A 15,222-nucleotide genomic window follows, 5' to 3' on the forward strand; every position below is an offset into this window, starting at 1 on the left:
CCGTTGCACCGGTTTGATCATTATCTCGTTTTCATTCTGCTCACGCTCGGCGGCGGGCTTCTCATCGGTCTCATCAATCTGCCGGATGAATGGTACCAGTCGCTCGCCAAGCCCTGGTTTACGCCGCCGAACTGGCTGTTCGGCCCGGCCTGGACCGTCCTTTACATCCTTGTTGGTATTGCAGGCGCGCGGACCTATGCGCGCAGCAGGCGTTCACCCGTCATGACCACCTGGATCGCCCAGCTCGTGTTGAATTTCGCCTGGTCGCCGGCTTTCTTCGGCCTAAAATCCCCGAACCTGGGGTTGATGATCATCATCCCGCTGCTCCTGCTGATCCTTGCCTTCATCGCGCTGTCGTGGAAACGCGATCGGCTATCATCGGTCCTGTTCATGCCCTACGGCGTGTGGGTCGCCTATGCCACGGCGCTCAATGCTGCCATCGCCTCGTTGAACTAGACAGAAAACCACGAGATACGGTCAGTTGAATTCCCCCTTCGCTTTGTCTGCAATGGCAGCGCCGGAAATCAGGCGGTTGCGATCGGAAGCCCATGCGGCGACGAATTCCTTGCGCACAGCATCGGGGAAAGCCTTGCCCGCCAAGTCAGCCTCGCTTGGGGCGCCGGGCGCGAGCGCCAGCTCAGCCCGGGTCGTCGACGCAATCCGCGCATAGGTGAAGGCGCGCGTGATCGGATCATTTTCCGCACTTTGCGGAGCGCATTTGCCGCCTTGCGGCGCGCGTGACGTGACCGCTGCCGTCCTTACCGTCACGCCGTCGCGGAACAGAAAACAGTAGGCTTCGTTCGACGCGCCCCCGAGTACCGAATGCGGTTCGATCACATAGCCGCGCACTGGAAACTGGGCATTCGAAGCCGACCAGATGCGCTTCTCGATGTGGCGCGCGCAGGCACTCATGTCGGTTGCCCCAGCATCGCGGCAGGCGGAGACTGTCCAGCGTGCCAGCTGTGCGGCGCTCGGCAAGGCGAGCGTCACCGTCGCCTCGGCGTTCAGTTCCCTGTAAGTGCAGCGCAGGAGTTCAACGCCTGACCAGCCATCAACCGCCGTTGGCGAGCATGATGATCTCATATACTGGCCACCATCGATCCGCCTCTCGAAGCGGTCTTTCATTTCAGTTGTCAGTGCCGCCGGGTCGATTTCCGCTGCCTGCGTGATGCGTGTGACAAACGCGGTGATCAGAATAGCAAGCCCGACCTTTCTCAAGGTCATTAGAAACAACCACTGCATTTTCACCCCTCGTGCAGAATCCCCGCAGGAAATACTTTCAACCTGCGGAGACATTGGTGTTGCTATTGTCGTCAGAATTGCACACTCTAAGATTAAATGGAAGAAGCACTTGGATCGCTGACGTTGCACCGAAGCCGAGCAAGAGGAGCCTTAGATTATGTCTCTTTACATGCTTCAATTATCCCGAGTTTTAGTGACGCTCGGCATTGCCGCGCTGGCTGTTCACGCTCGCGCTGCCGAACCGCCAGCAAGCTCCGCCGACCTCCTGAAGGCAGTCGAATTCTCGGCTTCAGTGCCGCTCGACGAGTCCTACCGGGGAGAATTTATCGGTTGCGACGGCGCGGCCGGACAGAGCAGGAAGGATAAGTTTCTCGGTTTTAACCTGAGGCTTCCTGGTGTCGCGGAATCGAAACAGTACTATCTGTGCAGTCGCGACCCCAGCAATGTGAAGGCGCTGCTGCGCCTCAAGGACGGCGCGATCTACTGGCGCAGCAAGATGGCGCTCGATGTCGATGGATCCTGGGCGGCATGGAACGGTCTGCCTGGCGCTACCGATCTGAAGGAGACGTCCTATAAGTGGCCAGGTTCACCTAATTCTTCCGCGCAGTCCGCGCAAATCGATCCTGACCGCATTCCTTTCATCGTGATGCCGACGGCCGGCCTTTCCAAGATAACCGGCAGCAAGAGCGGCGAAATGGGCCGCATGTTCGCGGACAAGACCGGGCTGCGGCTAGGTGATATGGGCGTCGTCGTCTACAAGGACCGATGGACGCCGGTTCTGATCGCGGATGGCGGTCCTTTCATGCGGCTCGGCGAGGGATCGAGCAGGGTCTTCGAGGCAATCGGCGAAAGTCGCTGCAAGAAGTGGAACAGCGATGGAACGGCCTGCGTCGGGCCGGGACACGTTTATCCCTACAAGAATTTCGGGCTCGGCCACGATGTGATTTTCATCGTCTACCCAGACAGCCGGAGCTCCGATCTGAAGCCGGAGAACGCCATCTCGAAATTGTGTGCCTTTGCCAAGGAGAAGCTCAACCTGACGGGCGGCGCAATGTGCCCGTGATGTTTCCACGCAAGCAGGAGAGGAGTTTGCGATGCGTTACCTTTTACCCCTAGGCATTCTGATACTTGCCGTCGCGACCAGCCAGACGACAGCGGCGACCTTTGGAAAATGCAAGTTCAACACAGAGACCATGGCCTTTGCGGGAACTCCCGGCGAACAGGCATCCTGTCTGCTGCGCAAGGTGAAAATTCTGGGAAATGTGGACGCCACGCCCGCACAGTTGCCGCCTAATCTTGCCGGCTTCATCGGCAAACCGGTCGATATCTCCAAGGCCAAGCTGCAGCAGGCAATCTCTGCCCAGGGGCTCACCGAAGCCAGGCTCGGAGGCAGTCTTGACGCCCCGATATCCCGTGGCAACTCTAACAATCCGCATGCGCCGTTCGCGCGCTATTTTGTCATTCACGACACGAGTTCGCCGAATTTCGGGAACGTGGCGCAGTTTCCCGCCGACATCGATACAAGCAACCAAGTCAATCGGCTCGACGGCTTCAAGAGCGCGTCGAATGCTAAGGCGCATATATTTCTCAACCGCCGGGGCGAGATTTATGTCGGCCATGATTTTGGCGTGCCCTGGCGCGCAACCAAGCTGGAACTGCAGATCGGAACCCTGGCGCGTGGCATGTTCCTTCACATCGAGAACGTCCAGCCGCGCCGGAAACACCCGAGCCAGCCCGACGGCAATGCGCCAACGCCGGGTTTCTCGCAAGCCCAGTATGACCGCCTCGCGCTCCTTTATCTCGTGGCGAGCATGCGTGCCCAGAGTGGCCTGGTTCCAGCATTTCATGCGGCAATCGATCAAGGCCTGAGCGACGGGCATGACGACCCGCAGAATTTCAGCCTGGAGGATTTCGAAGCCGCATTCGGACGCCTGCTCGCCAGCGTGAAATAGTATGCCGCATCTCGATCATGTGGCGCAAACCGAAGTCTGCTGATGTCTAGCAAACTGCGCCGCGGTCTTGCGGCCAAAGTTGAGTGAAACAAAGAGAGCCGATTTGCTTGCGGCGTGGCTCGCGCAGTTCTAATGTTGGTGCGGACATTGTCCCGCTTGCTTGCCTCTTTTTTGGGGGAGACTGCGATGCCGTCGAGTTTCAATGTCGAAAGTGCCGATGGTTACGAGCAACTGATGGGGCGCTGGAGCAGAAGGCTCGCGCCCGGGCTCATCGATTTTGCCGGGTTTGAGGATGGGGAAAGCATTCTCGATGTCGGCTGCGGCACGGGAAGCCTCACTTTCACGCTGGCGGAAAATCCCGGTCTGAAGGCGATCTCGGCCATCGATTTTTCGCCCGTCTTCGTGGAGGCGGCAAACCGGCGCAATACCGATCCCCGCATCAGCATTCGAGAAGCGGATGCCTGCGCGCTGCCGTTCGAGGATAACAGCTTCGACCGGGCGATCTCGATGCTCGTGTTGCATTTCGTGCCGGAGGCCGGAAGGGCGGTGGCCGAGATGCGGCGCGTCGTGCGCCCGGGCGGTGTCGTTGCCGCCGCCGTCTGGGATCATTATGGCGGCATGTCTGGCATGCGCATGATGTGGGATACGGTTGCCATGATCGACGCGAATTCGCGGGCGATGCGCCATCGTTATTCTTTCCAGCCGATGACGCAGCCTGGGGAGATGAAGGCGAGCTTTATCAGCAACGGCCTTGCCGATGTGGAGGAGACCTCGCTGACGATCCGCATGGATTACGGCTCGTTTGCCGACTACTGGGGCCCGATTGCATCAGGCGAAGGCCCTCTCGGCAAGTATGTGGCGGGACTGGATGCGTATACGCGTGCGAGGGTCGATACCGCGGTGAGGGGTGCCTATGAGGCCGGAGAGCCAGACGGGCCGCGGTCGTTTGCCTCTGTTGCCTGGGCCTGCCGGGGCAGGGTGCCGGGGTAGGCTGACGTTGGCTGCGATTCATCGGAGATGGCGCCGACCGTAGAGACGCGCACCGGATTATCAGGCATCGGATTTCCGCCGGTCGCGGTAAAAGCCAAGGTGGACGACATTCGGCCCAAGGTCTTTTTCCTGCGGCATCCCGCCCGGCCGTTCGGCGGCCTGCGGAGCTTTCTTCACCGGCGCATCGGCCTGCGCCCTCAAATCCCGCACATTGCCATAGAGCCGCGCCACCAGCTTCCGATAATAATCGACGATCCGCTGATGCTCTTCGCGCGTGATATAACGCTCCTGAAACGACTGAACCATGTCACTCTCACTTCATCGATTGCAGCAGGGAAACTTCCGCCATGGGAGACGGTTCCGGAGCAGTCTTTGTATGGTTAAGTTTCCGTTTCTCTGGGGCTTCGCCAGCACTACTTGCCTCTGGCGTGGTCTTCCCTCTTTATTCTTCTCCGCTACTTCGTCCCTGTATCGAAAATCTTAAAGCCATCGCCAATCGCCGATACTGTCGCCCGCATGACAGCGGGCCCAGGTTTCAGTCGTGATCTATGCAGCCCCGAGACTAATCACCGGAAGGATAGGTATCATGAAAGTTCTGCTCGTACTGACTTCACATGACCAGCTCGGCAATACCGGCAAGAAGACGGGTTTCTGGCTGGAAGAGCTCGCCGCTCCTTACTATGCGTTCAAGGATGCGGGTGCGGAGATGACGCTCGCTTCGCCCAAGGGCGGCCAGCCGCCGCTCGACCCCAAGAGCGACGAGCCGATGTTTCAGACCGATCTCACGCGACGCTTCAATGCCGACGAGGCCGCCAAGGCGCGGCTTGCGAATACGGTGCGGCTGGATAGCGTCAACCAGGCTGACTACGACACGGTTTTCTATCCCGGCGGGCATGGCCCGATGTGGGATCTGGCCGAAGACCCCAACTCCATCAAGCTGATCGAGTCCTTCATCGCGGCCGGCAAGACCATCGCGCTCGTCTGCCATGCGCCGGGCGTGTTGCATCGGGTCAAGAACGCCGACGGCACGCCCTTCGTCGCCGGACGGAAGGTGACCGGCTTCACCAATGGCGAAGAGGAAGCAGTCGGGCTGACGAAGGTGGTGCCTTTCCTGGTGGAAGACGAATTGCTGAGCCTCGGGGTGATCTTTTCCAAGGTCAAGGATTGGGGCGTCTACACCGTCACAGACGGGCAGTTGATCACCGGGCAGAACCCGGCATCGTCAGGTCCGGCAGCGCATGTGCTGATCGAGGCGCTGCGCAAGAAGGGTAAGTAAGCAGGGCGAGCGGATCGGCAGCCCCAGCAATTGTGCTGCACCATGGACATCCCAGCCCGGCCCAACCTTATCGCGGCCGGCGGACCGCCCGTACCTTGCCGCTGCCGCCGCCTCCAGCATAGAACAGGTCCGCGCCATCGGCCTCGAGCCCGGAAACGCCGGTGCCCTCGGGCATATCGAGCCGTTCCAGCACCTCGCCGGAGTCAGGGTCGATGCGCCTGATGTCGCTCTTGTCGTCCTGCCAGGTGGCATGCCAGAGCTCGCCATCGACCCAGGTCACGCCCGTCACATGGCGTTTGGATTCGATCGTGCGCAGGATCTTCCCCGTCTCAGGGTCGATCTGGTGAATGCAGTTTTCGCGGTACTGGCCGACCCAGAGGCTGCCCTCGCACCAGGCCATGCCGGAATCGGCGCCCTTGCCGGGGGCGGGTATGGTGGCGACCACGGTGCCGGTTTCGGGATCGATCTTGCGGATTTTGTCCTCGGCGATCTGGAAGATGTAACGCCCGTCGAAAGCGGTGCCGGCATGGGCGGCGACATCGATGGTCTCGAGCTCGGCCCCGGTTTCGGGATCCAAAGCCCGCAGGTTTTCGCCGGCGGCAAACCAGACCCGGCGGCCATCATAAGTAACGCCACCAATATTGCGCGTGCCCTCGAATGGGCCGTATTCCCTGACGATTTCTGCCTGTGATGTCTTCATGGCGCTCCATCCTCCTTCTTTTTTCGCAATTCCGGACGCAGAACCGCTCCGCACTTTGCTGCCGTTTATTTCTAATCGCTCGGCAGCGGACCCGGGAGTAACAATGTTGTCGGGAAGCCGACGACCGGCGGCATCATCCAGCGGCGCGCCCGTCCATTGCCGAAAAACTGCACCTTACCGGCCGCTTCCAGCGCGTCTAGCGCCCGCTGCACGGTGCGCGGGCTCAGGCTCAGGGCGATTGCGAGTGCCGTGCTGGACCAGGATTCGCCATCGGCGAGAAGTGCCAGCAGGAAGGCGTGCTCCTCCTCGACCGGCGGGGCAAGCACCACCACGGCGCGCCCATCGTGCGGCATCAGTGCAAAGCCGTGGCTCGTCGCCTTCACCTCAGCAAGATTGGCAAGGGCGGCACGCAGCCGGCCGATCTCGACGCGCAGCCGCGCCCGGTGGGATTCATCGGCATGGCGGGCGCGGAAGGCGCGGGCAAGCAGGATCGAACGAATGACATCCGATGGTGCAGCCTCGGCGAGCGTGCGGGCGAGCGCAAACAGCACCGGGCGGCTTGCGAGTGGCACGATCTCGCTGCCCACGCGCACCACGTTGCGGCAGGCATCAACGACCAGCGTATCGGAGGCAAGCAGCGCCTCAACCTCCTGAAGCTGCAGCAGGCGTTGCGTGCCGCTATCGATCAGCCGGGCGGCGGGCGCTTTCAGAACCTTTGCCGCATCGCGCACCTCGACCGCGAGCGCCGGAATATTGGCCTCGAGCGCCGCCTCCGCTGCCCTAGCCAGTGCTGCGCGCGCCGGCTCCGTGCGCAGCCGGCGGATTGCGACACCGGCGACAGCAAGTTCATGGCCGGCGCGGGCGGCGGGCGGCAGCGGCGAGGGGTCGAGATCGGCGAGCAGCTTTTCGGCGGCATCGAGATGGCCGATCAGGAGCAGGCGGCGGATCTGCAGGTTGCGGGCATGGGCGGCGTTGACGCTGTCGCCGCGCCTTTCGAGCGTCAGGCGCGCGCCTTCCAGCGCCTTTTCCGGCCAGGTGAGATCGCGCGAGACGAGGGCAATTTCGGCCTCGGCCACAATGCAGCGGGCGCGGGCCACAGCCTCGCGCGGGCCGAAGGCATGAGCAGCGCTCTTCAGCAGTGCCTTGGCGCGGATGAGATCGCCGAGCTGGGCCATGGCGATGCCGCGAAGGGCGAGAGCCGGCGGGTCGTCGCGCAGCGCCACGCGCTTCATCGCGCCCAACGCATCGCCCACGGCCAGCGCCTGTGCAGCAGCTGTTATCAGCGAGTCCATCGGAATCCCGTCACACTTGTAACTCCCACCCCTCGGGCATTCAGACCTAGTTTATTCCCCATCGGCAGGCAACGGCCCGCCGGCTTAGACCCTTCAATGCAAATGAGGAGAAGACCAATGACGATGCACAAGACCGGAACACGGGCGGAATGGCTGCAGGCGCGGCTGGCGCTCTTGGACAAGGAAAAGGATCTGACACGCCGCAGCGATGCACTGGCCGAGCGCCGTCAGGAGCTGCCGTGGGTTAAGATCGACAAGGACTACCGGTTCGAGACCGAAGCCGGCATCGTGCCGCTGTCGGCACTCTTCAAGGGCCGCTCGCAGCTGCTCGTCTATCACTTCATGTTCGGGCCGGACTATACGGCCGGCTGCCCATCCTGCTCGGCGATCGCCGATGGCTTCAACGGCGTCACCGTGCATCTGGAAAACCACGATGTCGCCTTTACTGCCATCTCCCGCGCGCCGCTGGCCAAACTCCTGGAATACAAGCGCCGCATGGGCTGGACCTTCGACTGGGCGTCGTCGGCCGGCAGCGATTTCAACCATGATTTCAATGTGGTGTTCACGCTGCAGGAACAGCGCGACGGCAGCATCGAATACAACTACCGGCGCGAACCGCCGATGCCGGATGCGCAGGCCGGCAAGAGGGTACAGCAATGGGAACTGCGCGGCGGCGAAGGTCCGGTGGCGCAGATGGCCGCAACGACGGGCACCGATATCTCCACCTACACCCGCGACCGCCCTGGCCTCAGCGCCTTCGTCCTGCAGGACGGAGAAATCTACCACAGCTACTCCTCCTATGCCCGCGGGCTGGACGGGATCTGGGGCATGTACCAGCTGCTCGACCGCGCACCGCTGGGTCGCAACGAAACGGGCGTATGGTGGCGTCACCACGACCGGTACGGGGCAGGGCAATGAGCACGCCTTCGAAGATGGGGGCCGGCAATAGCGCCGGCCCGCTTCTGCCCGGTATCGCGCGCGGGCTATCACTTGCCGCGGCACCCACCTTTGCCGTGATGGCCGCGCTCTCGGCAAGCGACCCGGCGGCGGACATGATCTGCTCGATGGGCGGGATGCCGATGCATGGCGCATCGGCCTTCAGCGGCATGGCGGCCATGTATGGACTTATGGGCCTGTTCCATGTCGGGCCGTGGCTGAGGCTGATGGGCGGCGATGGAGGCTTTCGCCGCTCGTAAGGTGACACGGACTTGGGCTCCTGCGTCCGCTGCTGAAGACGCTAAGGCCTGCCGCGTGGCACCCCCCTCTAGCCTGCCGGCCATCTCCCCCACAAGGGTGGAGATTGGCTGGGAGCACGGGCTTCCCCAAACAATCAACGTTGCAAATTGCACGACATTAGTGATGCGCGAAGGCCGCGCCGCTTGTCGATCTCTACCCTTGTGGGGGGAGATGGCCGGCAGGCCAGAGGGGGGTATCCTACGCGCTAACGCTCAAAGCCACGCATCCCCCAATCGCGCCGATGTGATGGAACCCAGTCAGCAACCCTGACGTTTCCGCACCGCTGTCTCCCGGCAGCACGCCCACCCTGACACCCCTTCCGACGGCATCCGGAATTGCCCCGCCTCGCCGCCGCTTTCGGACGGAGGAATGCTTATGTCCGCATTGGCAAGTCTGCGCGCGCTCACGCCGCAGCAGCGCAACACTGTCATCGCCAGCTATCTCGGCTGGACGCTCGACGCCTTCGATTTCTTCATTCTCGTTTTCGTTCTCAAATATATCGCCGAGGAGTTTCATACCGATGTTCCCGCGGTGTCCGTGGCGATCTTTCTGACCCTTGCCATGCGGGCGCTCGGTGCCCTGATCTTCGGGCTTGCGGCAGACCGTTACGGGCGGCGCATCACGCTGATGGTGGATGTGCTGCTCTATTCGCTCTTCGACTTCCTCACCGGTTTTTCGACCGGGCTCACCATGTTCCTGGTACTGCGCGCGCTTTACGGCATCGCCATGGGTGGGGAGTGGGGTGTCGGCGCCTCGCTCGTCATGGAGACGGTGCCGGAGGAAAGCCGCGGCATCGTTTCGGGCATTCTGCAGGCGGGTTATCCCTCCGGCTATCTGTTCGCCTCGCTGCTGTTCTTCCTGCTCTTTCCTGTCATCGGATGGCGCGGCATGTTCTTCGTCGGCGTGGCTCCGGCGCTGCTCGTGCTCTATATCCGCCGCAATGTGCAGGAGAGCCCGGCCTTCCTGAAACGCCAGCAGCAGGGACGCCGTCCGTTCCTCACCGTGCTGCGCGAAAACATTCCGCTCTTCATCTGGGCGGTGCTCTTGATGACCGCTTTCAACTTCTTCAGCCACGGCACGCAGGATATCTACCCGACCTTCCTCGAAAGCCAGCGCAACTATTCGAGCTATACGGTCGGCGCGATCGCCGTCGTCTACAATATCGGCGCGATCGTCGGCGGGCTGTTCTTCGGAGCGCTGTCGCAGCGCATCGGCCGCAAGCGGGCGATCGTCATCGCCGCACTGATCGCCGTGCCTGTCGCACCCCTCTGGGCCTATGCGCCGGGGCCGGTGCTGCTCGCGATCGGCGCCTTCCTGATGCAGTTTTTCGTGCAGGGCGCCTGGGGCATCGTGCCCGTGCATCTCAACGAGCTTTCGCCTGACGAAGTGCGCGGCACATTCCCCGGCTTCGCCTACCAGCTCGGCAATCTGCTGGCCTCAGGCAATGCTACGATGCAGGCCGATCTCGCAGCCCATTGGAACGGCGACTACGCCTATGCGTTGGTCATAGTGGCCGTGATCGTCGCTGTCGTCGTGGCAGTGCTTACGGGCCTCGGTTACGAGAAGAAGAATGTGCGCTTCGGCACGGAGGAGGCCGAGGAGCCGCGTGGCGCGATGCGAATATAGCGCTGCCTGCGGCTTGAAGGCCGGCGGCGAAAGCTGCCGGCCTTTCCTTGTGGTCACCCTGCAGGCTCGCTGTCTGCTGCGTAATGCCTAGTTCTGGTACGAATTTCTGGTGCCGGCCGGTTTCTCCTTTTTTAAGATCATTGTCCTAGCGTGTCCGAGCGCCGGTTCTGTATTGCGTCCCGCCGCGAGGGGTCATGGATAGTAATTTCGCCTTCCTGCTGCCGGTCATGATGCTGATTTTCGGCTGCACTTTCCTGATCGTCGCCCGGTTCGGGTCGCGGGAAGCGAAGCTTTGGGGGCCGGGTTATCTTTTTTCTGCGGCCGCGTTTTCCGTTCCGCTTTTCGATAGCCTGCTTGAAGAGCGCACCGCCTCGGCCATTGCCGATGCCTTGTTCCTTCTCGCGTTCCTTTTCTATTCAGGCGCCGTGCTCGCCCGTTTCAAACGGCCTTCCTATTTCCGGCTGCGTCTTGTCTTTGCCGGGGTGATGTATGCGGGCATGCTCTATGCGGCGCTGGTGGCCGTCAGCATTCCGGCAGAGTTCCTGCTGAATGATCTTGCCTGCGTGGCACTGCTCGGCTTTGCCGTCGCTGTCAGTCTGCCGCACATGCGCCATGCGGCCGACAAGCTGCTGCTTGCCGTTTCCGGTCTCGTCATTGCCGACATCGTCATCCGCAATGTGGTCTTCGTCTTCATCGTGCCATCCTATGGCGGCCACGAGGATTTCATCTCGTCGCAATACGCCTTCACCATGCAGGCGGCGGCTTCCATCCTGGTGCTGATGTTTGCGCTGTCAGCCCTTGCGGCAACGACGCTCGATACGATCGCCGCGCATCGCGATGCCGCAGAGCGCGATCCGATGACCGGCATGCTGAACCGGCGCGGCTTTGACCGCATGGTCGGGGAGCGCGGCAGGGCGGAAGGCGCCGTCATCATCTGCGACATCGACAATTTCAAATGGGTGAACGACACGTTTGGCCACGGACCCGGCGACGAGGTGATCCGCGCCTTTGCCGAGATGCTGCAGGCGCGGATGCAGGAGGGCGGCTTTGCGGCGCGGTTCGGCGGCGAGGAGTTCGTGATCTTCCTGCCGGCAACACCGCTGGCTTCGGCTGCCGATTTCGCAAACCGGGTGCGGCTTGCCTTTGCTGCTGTCGACCGCAAACCGATCGGCTTCGACGGCAAGATCACCGCAAGCTTCGGTGTCGCCGGCGCCAATCCGGCCGATCATTCCCTCTATGAGCAGATCGCGCGGGCCGACAAGGCGCTCTATGCCGCCAAGGAGGCCGGGCGCAACAGGGTGATGGTCGAGGGCGAGCCGCCGCGCGACATGTCCAGCCCGCGGGTGGTGTCTCTCGCGCGCGGTTGCTGAGCCAGTGACAACGCGGTCAATGGTGCCGTTCCACAGGCAATTGACAAACCCACCCACAAGTAATGGGGTCACGCCACCGACAACTCAAATTCAACGATTTCAATGGATTACAAATCGTCCATGTCGGAAAATCGCCGCATTTCCTACACCTTGCCGTCGCAATTGGCTGAGACCCTGTCACCGTCAGGTGATGAGGAGGTGAACGGTCATGAGCCTGTCTTTTCCGACGATGGCGGCGATCCGTTTCGGTTACGGGCTGCGGCCGGGCGAGGCCTTGCCGCAGACCAAGGATGATCTGATCGGGCAGGTGACGCGCGGCGCGAATGGCGTGCCGGACTTTCCCGTCGGCGGCGTCGAGGCGCGGCATACTGCGATCCTCGACCTACAAGACAGGCTGAAGCAGATCCGGCAAGCCGATGGCGACGATCTCGATCGCCGGCAGCAGCGTCGGCTTCTCCAGCACCGGGCGCAGGTGCTCTTCCAGATGGATGCCAATGCGCGGCTGATTCAGGCGGTTCTTTCGCCCGATGGGTTCAACGAGCGGCTGGCGACCTTCTGGACCAACCATTTTTCTACCAGTGCTGCCAAAAGCCTGCCGATGCGGCTGATCGTGCCGCTCTATGAGGCCGAGGCGATCCGGCCCTATATGGGAGCCAAGTTTGCGACGCTGCTGCGCAGCGCCACCGAGCATCCCTCCATGCTGATCTATCTCGATCAGGCGCAGTCGCTGGGGCCGGATTCCAAAGGGGGCATGCAACGCAACAAAGGGCTCAACGAAAATCTCGGCCGCGAGCTTCTGGAACTGCACACGCTCGGCGCCGGCAGCGGCTATACCCAAGCCGACGTACGCTCGGCAGCCATGGTGCTGACCGGACTAACCGTCGACCAGCAGGCGATGGAAACGGCTTTCCGCCCGCAGATCTCGGAGCCGGGCGCACATGAGGTGCTCGGCGTCACCTATGGCGGGGCCAAGCGCACGCGCAAGGATTACCTTGCGATGCTCGACGATCTCGCGGTCAATCCAAAGACGGCCGAGCATATCAGCCGCAAGCTTGCGGTGCATTTCATCTCGGACCAACCGCCGCAAGAGATGATCCGGGCCATGAGCGAGGCGTGGAAGAAGACGGATGGGGAACTGCCCGCCGTCTACCGCGCCATGCTCGACCATCCGGCCGCTTGGGCGGATGAGGGCGCCAAGGCGCGCCAGCCTTTCGATTTTATCGTCACGGGCCTGCGGGCGCTGAATAGCAGCGCGGGGGCGGGCGATGTCGCGGCCTTCATGCAGGCCTATCAGCAGGACGATGCCGACAATGACGAGATGATGGCGATGCCGAAGAAGGATGCAGCGCCCGCTTCCGACGGGCAGGCGATGATGCAGGTGCCGCCGAGCCCTGAGGATGAGGCGCGTGTCAAGCGACGCAAGGCGTTCCAGATGGCGCGTGCGCTCGGGCAGGGCGCTCTTCGCCGCATGGGCCAGCCGACATGGCTGCCGCCGAGCCCGGCCGGCTTCGAGGAGAGTTTTTCCGCCTGGATCACCGCGAGCCAGCTTTCCGAACGGCTGTCATGGGCGCGGCGCGCCAGTGCCCAGTTCGGCAAGGATGTCGATCCACGCGAATTTCTGAAGGCGACGCTTGCGGACGCCGCCCGCGACGAGACGATTTGCGTCGTCTCCCAGGCGCCGAGCAGGGTGAGCGGGCTGACGCTGGTTCTTGCTTCCCCTGAATTCAATCGGCGATAGGAGCCTGTCATGACAGAGTTTACGCTTTCGCGCCGCGGCTTCCTCACCTCCGCGTGCTGTCTCGCAGCAGCGCCGATCTTCACGCCAGTCACCTTCGCGGCCATGCCGGGCGACAAGCGCTTCGTGACGATCGTGCTGCGGGGGGCGATGGACGGGCTCGACCTGGTGCAGCCCTATGCCGAGCCCGGCTTTGCGGCGCTCAGGCCGACGCTGGCGCTGACGCCGGACAAGGGGCTTCTCGATCTCGACGGGCATTTCGGGCTCAATCCGGCGGCGGCCGATCTGATGCCGCTATGGAGGGCGAAAGAGCTTGCCTTCGTGCATGCGGTCTCCACGCCCTATCGCGACCAGCGCAGTCATTTCGATGGGCAGGACATGCTGGAATCCGGCGGCGAACATGTGGCGGAGGAAAAGACCGGCTGGCTGAACCGGGCGCTTGCCGTCATCCCGCGCTCGGATGCGAGGAAGGCGATCGACGTCAACACCTCCACCGAGCTGATCCTGACCGGGCCGAACAATGTCGATGTCTGGGCATCGGACTCCAATCTCGGGCCGGCCAAGGACGAGATGCAGTTCCTGATGCGCCTTTACGCCGGCGATCCGGCTTTCGCGAAAGCAATGGACGAGGCGATGCGGGCAAATAGCGCCTCCATGATGGCCGAACCCTCCGGCCAGCGCGGCGAGAAGATCACCGATGTGGCTGTTCTCGCCGGCAATATGCTGAAGGGCGATTACCGCATCGCCAGTTTCTCGATTACCGGCTGGGATACGCATGTCGGCCAGCTCGGCCAGTTCAAGCGGCCGGTGCAGGATCTGGCACAGGCGATCACGACGCTGAAAGCCACGATGGGCGCCGATCTCTGGTCGAAGACGGTGGTGCTCGCCATGACGGAATTCGGCCGCACCGTGCGTGAAAACGGCTCCGGCGGGACGGATCACGGCACGGGCGGCTGTGCGGTGCTTGCGGGCGGGGCGATCGATGGCGGACGTACTCTCGGCAGATGGCCAGGGCTTGCCGATGGTGCGCTGCTTGATGACCGGGACCTGATGCCGACGGCGGATGTGCGGGAGCTGGCGGCGGCGATGCTCTACCGGCAGTTCGATGTATCGGCGGAGGATCTGACGGGGAAGATCTTTCCGGGGCTGAGTTTTGACAAGGGGTCGCAGTTCTTGCGGGCTTGATGGGGCTTTCTATTCAGAGGGCTCAACACCTCAAATGAAATCATACAGCCGGAAGATCCACGTGATCTGGTAGATGAGGCCAGCGCTGACGAACACCGCATGAAACCGCCGGTTCGCCGTCCAGGCCCCCACGATGCACAGCACGATATAGACGGCATTACGCGCCGGATATTCCCATCCGAGTGCTGCCAGATACGCCTTGCCCTTCAACAGCGTATCCAGAAAATCCACCACATAGGTCACGGCCAGCATGCCGAAAAACCATCTGCGCCGCGAGATGAAATATTCCTCGTAGCCACCGTAATCCTCGATCGTCGTCGGGAAGATCAGCACGCAGAGGAAGAAGAACAGGCAGCAGAAACTGATGAGGAACAGGTAGACGCCGAAGGAGATGACCGCAAGCGACTGCAGGCGATATTCCCACCACCAGAAATGGATGATGAAGAGGAACATCGAGGCGACCCAGCCGAGATGCACCCAGTAGACCCTGAATTTGCCCGGCGACTGCACAATGCCGCCGAGGCCGGTGAGCAGGCGGGCAAGCGAGAGGCCGATCACCATCGACATCACGGTCCGGATGTAGACGTAGACTTCCGGTGTCGCGGCCGCCTGCATCAT

At 62.2% G+C, this 15,222-nt stretch carries 16 protein-coding genes; 11 read left to right on the forward strand and 5 right to left on the reverse strand.

All coding sequences use genetic code 11. The annotated features are described in order from the left end of the window. Positions 1-3 precede the first annotated feature (3 nt). Positions 4-456 (forward strand): TspO/MBR family protein, encoded by a 453-nt coding sequence (locus ACR9ZQ_RS13965; RefSeq protein ID WP_310387962.1) that lies wholly within the window; start codon positions 4-6, stop codon positions 454-456. A 21-nt stretch (positions 457-477) separates the two neighbouring features. Here ACR9ZQ_RS13965 and ACR9ZQ_RS13970 read toward each other — a convergent pair whose 3' ends face one another. Further along, a complete protein-coding gene (locus ACR9ZQ_RS13970) occupies positions 478-1,224 on the reverse strand; it encodes a hypothetical protein (protein WP_481428100.1) in 747 nt (248 codons plus the stop codon). Positions 1,225-1,399: 175 nt separating this feature from the next. On the opposite strand from ACR9ZQ_RS13970, the gene ACR9ZQ_RS13975 reads away from it, so the two are divergent. The 3 genes from ACR9ZQ_RS13975 to ACR9ZQ_RS13985 all read left to right on the forward strand — a co-directional run bounded on the left by ACR9ZQ_RS13975 (position 1,400) and on the right by ACR9ZQ_RS13985 (position 4,184). After that, positions 1,400-2,305, forward strand: coding sequence for a hypothetical protein (locus ACR9ZQ_RS13975; RefSeq protein WP_481428101.1), 906 nt, complete (start codon positions 1,400-1,402; stop codon positions 2,303-2,305). 31 nt (positions 2,306-2,336) lie between these two features. Further along, positions 2,337-3,194, forward strand: a complete 858-nt coding sequence (locus ACR9ZQ_RS13980; protein ID WP_481428102.1) for a peptidoglycan recognition protein family protein — start codon at positions 2,337-2,339, stop codon at positions 3,192-3,194. Between the two features lie 186 nt (positions 3,195-3,380). Beyond that, positions 3,381-4,184, forward strand: a complete 804-nt coding sequence (locus ACR9ZQ_RS13985; protein ID WP_481428103.1) for a class I SAM-dependent methyltransferase — start codon at positions 3,381-3,383, stop codon at positions 4,182-4,184. Positions 4,185-4,244: 60 nt separating this feature from the next. Here ACR9ZQ_RS13985 and ACR9ZQ_RS13990 read toward each other — a convergent pair whose 3' ends face one another. Beyond that, complete coding sequence (locus tag ACR9ZQ_RS13990) at positions 4,245-4,490, reverse strand: hypothetical protein (protein ID WP_481428104.1); 246 nt, start codon at positions 4,488-4,490, stop codon at positions 4,245-4,247. 280 nt (positions 4,491-4,770) lie between these two features. Here ACR9ZQ_RS13990 and ACR9ZQ_RS13995 point away from each other — a divergent pair, with 280 nt between their 5' ends. After that, positions 4,771-5,460: a type 1 glutamine amidotransferase domain-containing protein gene (locus tag ACR9ZQ_RS13995; RefSeq protein WP_481428105.1), complete on the forward strand. Its 690-nt coding sequence runs from the start codon at positions 4,771-4,773 to the stop codon at positions 5,458-5,460. A 67-nt stretch (positions 5,461-5,527) separates the two neighbouring features. Here ACR9ZQ_RS13995 and ACR9ZQ_RS14000 read toward each other — a convergent pair whose 3' ends face one another. Both ACR9ZQ_RS14000 and ACR9ZQ_RS14005 read right to left on the reverse strand, forming a co-directional pair. Beyond that, complete coding sequence (locus ACR9ZQ_RS14000; RefSeq protein ID WP_310387948.1) at positions 5,528-6,160, reverse strand: Vgb family protein; 633 nt, start codon at positions 6,158-6,160, stop codon at positions 5,528-5,530. Positions 6,161-6,231: 71 nt separating this feature from the next. Next, positions 6,232-7,452, reverse strand: a complete 1,221-nt coding sequence (locus ACR9ZQ_RS14005) for a helix-turn-helix domain-containing protein (RefSeq protein WP_310387946.1) — start codon at positions 7,450-7,452, stop codon at positions 6,232-6,234. A 117-nt stretch (positions 7,453-7,569) separates the two neighbouring features. On the opposite strand from ACR9ZQ_RS14005, the gene ACR9ZQ_RS14010 reads away from it, so the two are divergent. From ACR9ZQ_RS14010 to ACR9ZQ_RS14035, 6 genes are all read left to right on the forward strand, one after another. After that, on the forward strand, positions 7,570-8,370 hold the full coding sequence (locus tag ACR9ZQ_RS14010; protein ID WP_481428106.1) for a DUF899 domain-containing protein: 801 nt from the start codon (positions 7,570-7,572) through the stop codon (positions 8,368-8,370). Continuing rightward, positions 8,367-8,648 carry a hypothetical protein gene (locus ACR9ZQ_RS14015; protein ID WP_310387942.1) on the forward strand — a complete coding sequence of 94 codons (282 nt, stop codon included), beginning with the start codon at positions 8,367-8,369 and terminating at the stop codon, positions 8,646-8,648. Before ACR9ZQ_RS14010 ends, ACR9ZQ_RS14015 begins: the two co-directional genes overlap by 4 nt. 415 nt (positions 8,649-9,063) lie before the next feature. Continuing rightward, positions 9,064-10,314, forward strand: a complete 1,251-nt coding sequence (locus ACR9ZQ_RS14020; protein ID WP_310387940.1) for an MFS transporter — start codon at positions 9,064-9,066, stop codon at positions 10,312-10,314. Positions 10,315-10,508: 194 nt separating this feature from the next. After that, the gene (locus ACR9ZQ_RS14025) at positions 10,509-11,684 is read left to right on the forward strand and encodes a GGDEF domain-containing protein (protein WP_310387939.1); all 1,176 of its coding nucleotides are present in this window, start codon (positions 10,509-10,511) and stop codon (positions 11,682-11,684) included. Between the two features lie 208 nt (positions 11,685-11,892). After that, positions 11,893-13,422: a DUF1800 domain-containing protein gene (locus ACR9ZQ_RS14030; RefSeq protein WP_481428107.1), complete on the forward strand. Its 1,530-nt coding sequence runs from the start codon at positions 11,893-11,895 to the stop codon at positions 13,420-13,422. A gap of 9 nt (positions 13,423-13,431) precedes the next feature. Continuing rightward, on the forward strand, positions 13,432-14,604 hold the full coding sequence (locus ACR9ZQ_RS14035; RefSeq protein ID WP_310387936.1) for a DUF1501 domain-containing protein: 1,173 nt from the start codon (positions 13,432-13,434) through the stop codon (positions 14,602-14,604). Positions 14,605-14,634: 30 nt separating this feature from the next. On the opposite strand, the gene ACR9ZQ_RS14040 is transcribed toward ACR9ZQ_RS14035, so the two are convergent. Next, positions 14,635-15,219 carry a hypothetical protein gene (locus ACR9ZQ_RS14040; protein ID WP_310388025.1) on the reverse strand — a complete coding sequence of 195 codons (585 nt, stop codon included), beginning with the start codon at positions 15,217-15,219 and terminating at the stop codon, positions 14,635-14,637. Positions 15,220-15,222 lie beyond the last annotated feature (3 nt).

This window comes from Rhizobium sp. KNZ14-9A (assembly GCF_056755015.1).

What these genes read in the sequence shown, in the direction of transcription:
- ACR9ZQ_RS13980 (WP_481428102.1), top strand. Translation starts at nt 2,337, where the DNA reads ATGCGTTACCTTTTACCCCTAGGCATTCTGATACTTGCCGTCGCGACC.
- ACR9ZQ_RS14035 (WP_310387936.1), top strand. Translation starts at nt 13,432, where the DNA reads ATGACAGAGTTTACGCTTTCGCGCCGCGGCTTCCTCACCTCCGCGTGC.
- ACR9ZQ_RS14025 (WP_310387939.1), top strand. Translation starts at nt 10,509, where the DNA reads ATGGATAGTAATTTCGCCTTCCTGCTGCCGGTCATGATGCTGATTTTC.
- ACR9ZQ_RS14015 (WP_310387942.1), top strand. Translation starts at nt 8,367, where the DNA reads ATGAGCACGCCTTCGAAGATGGGGGCCGGCAATAGCGCCGGCCCGCTT.
- ACR9ZQ_RS14020 (WP_310387940.1), top strand. Translation starts at nt 9,064, where the DNA reads ATGTCCGCATTGGCAAGTCTGCGCGCGCTCACGCCGCAGCAGCGCAAC.
- ACR9ZQ_RS13985 (WP_481428103.1), top strand. Translation starts at nt 3,381, where the DNA reads ATGCCGTCGAGTTTCAATGTCGAAAGTGCCGATGGTTACGAGCAACTG.
- ACR9ZQ_RS13990 (WP_481428104.1), bottom strand. Translation starts at nt 4,490, where the DNA reads ATGGTTCAGTCGTTTCAGGAGCGTTATATCACGCGCGAAGAGCATCAG.
- ACR9ZQ_RS13970 (WP_481428100.1), bottom strand. Translation starts at nt 1,224, where the DNA reads ATGACCTTGAGAAAGGTCGGGCTTGCTATTCTGATCACCGCGTTTGTC.
- ACR9ZQ_RS13975 (WP_481428101.1), top strand. Translation starts at nt 1,400, where the DNA reads ATGTCTCTTTACATGCTTCAATTATCCCGAGTTTTAGTGACGCTCGGC.
- ACR9ZQ_RS14000 (WP_310387948.1), bottom strand. Translation starts at nt 6,160, where the DNA reads ATGAAGACATCACAGGCAGAAATCGTCAGGGAATACGGCCCATTCGAG.
- ACR9ZQ_RS14005 (WP_310387946.1), bottom strand. Translation starts at nt 7,452, where the DNA reads ATGGACTCGCTGATAACAGCTGCTGCACAGGCGCTGGCCGTGGGCGAT.
- ACR9ZQ_RS14030 (WP_481428107.1), top strand. Translation starts at nt 11,893, where the DNA reads ATGAGCCTGTCTTTTCCGACGATGGCGGCGATCCGTTTCGGTTACGGG.
- ACR9ZQ_RS14040 (WP_310388025.1), bottom strand. Translation starts at nt 15,219, where the DNA reads ATGCAGGCGGCCGCGACACCGGAAGTCTACGTCTACATCCGGACCGTG.
- ACR9ZQ_RS14010 (WP_481428106.1), top strand. Translation starts at nt 7,570, where the DNA reads ATGACGATGCACAAGACCGGAACACGGGCGGAATGGCTGCAGGCGCGG.
- ACR9ZQ_RS13995 (WP_481428105.1), top strand. Translation starts at nt 4,771, where the DNA reads ATGAAAGTTCTGCTCGTACTGACTTCACATGACCAGCTCGGCAATACC.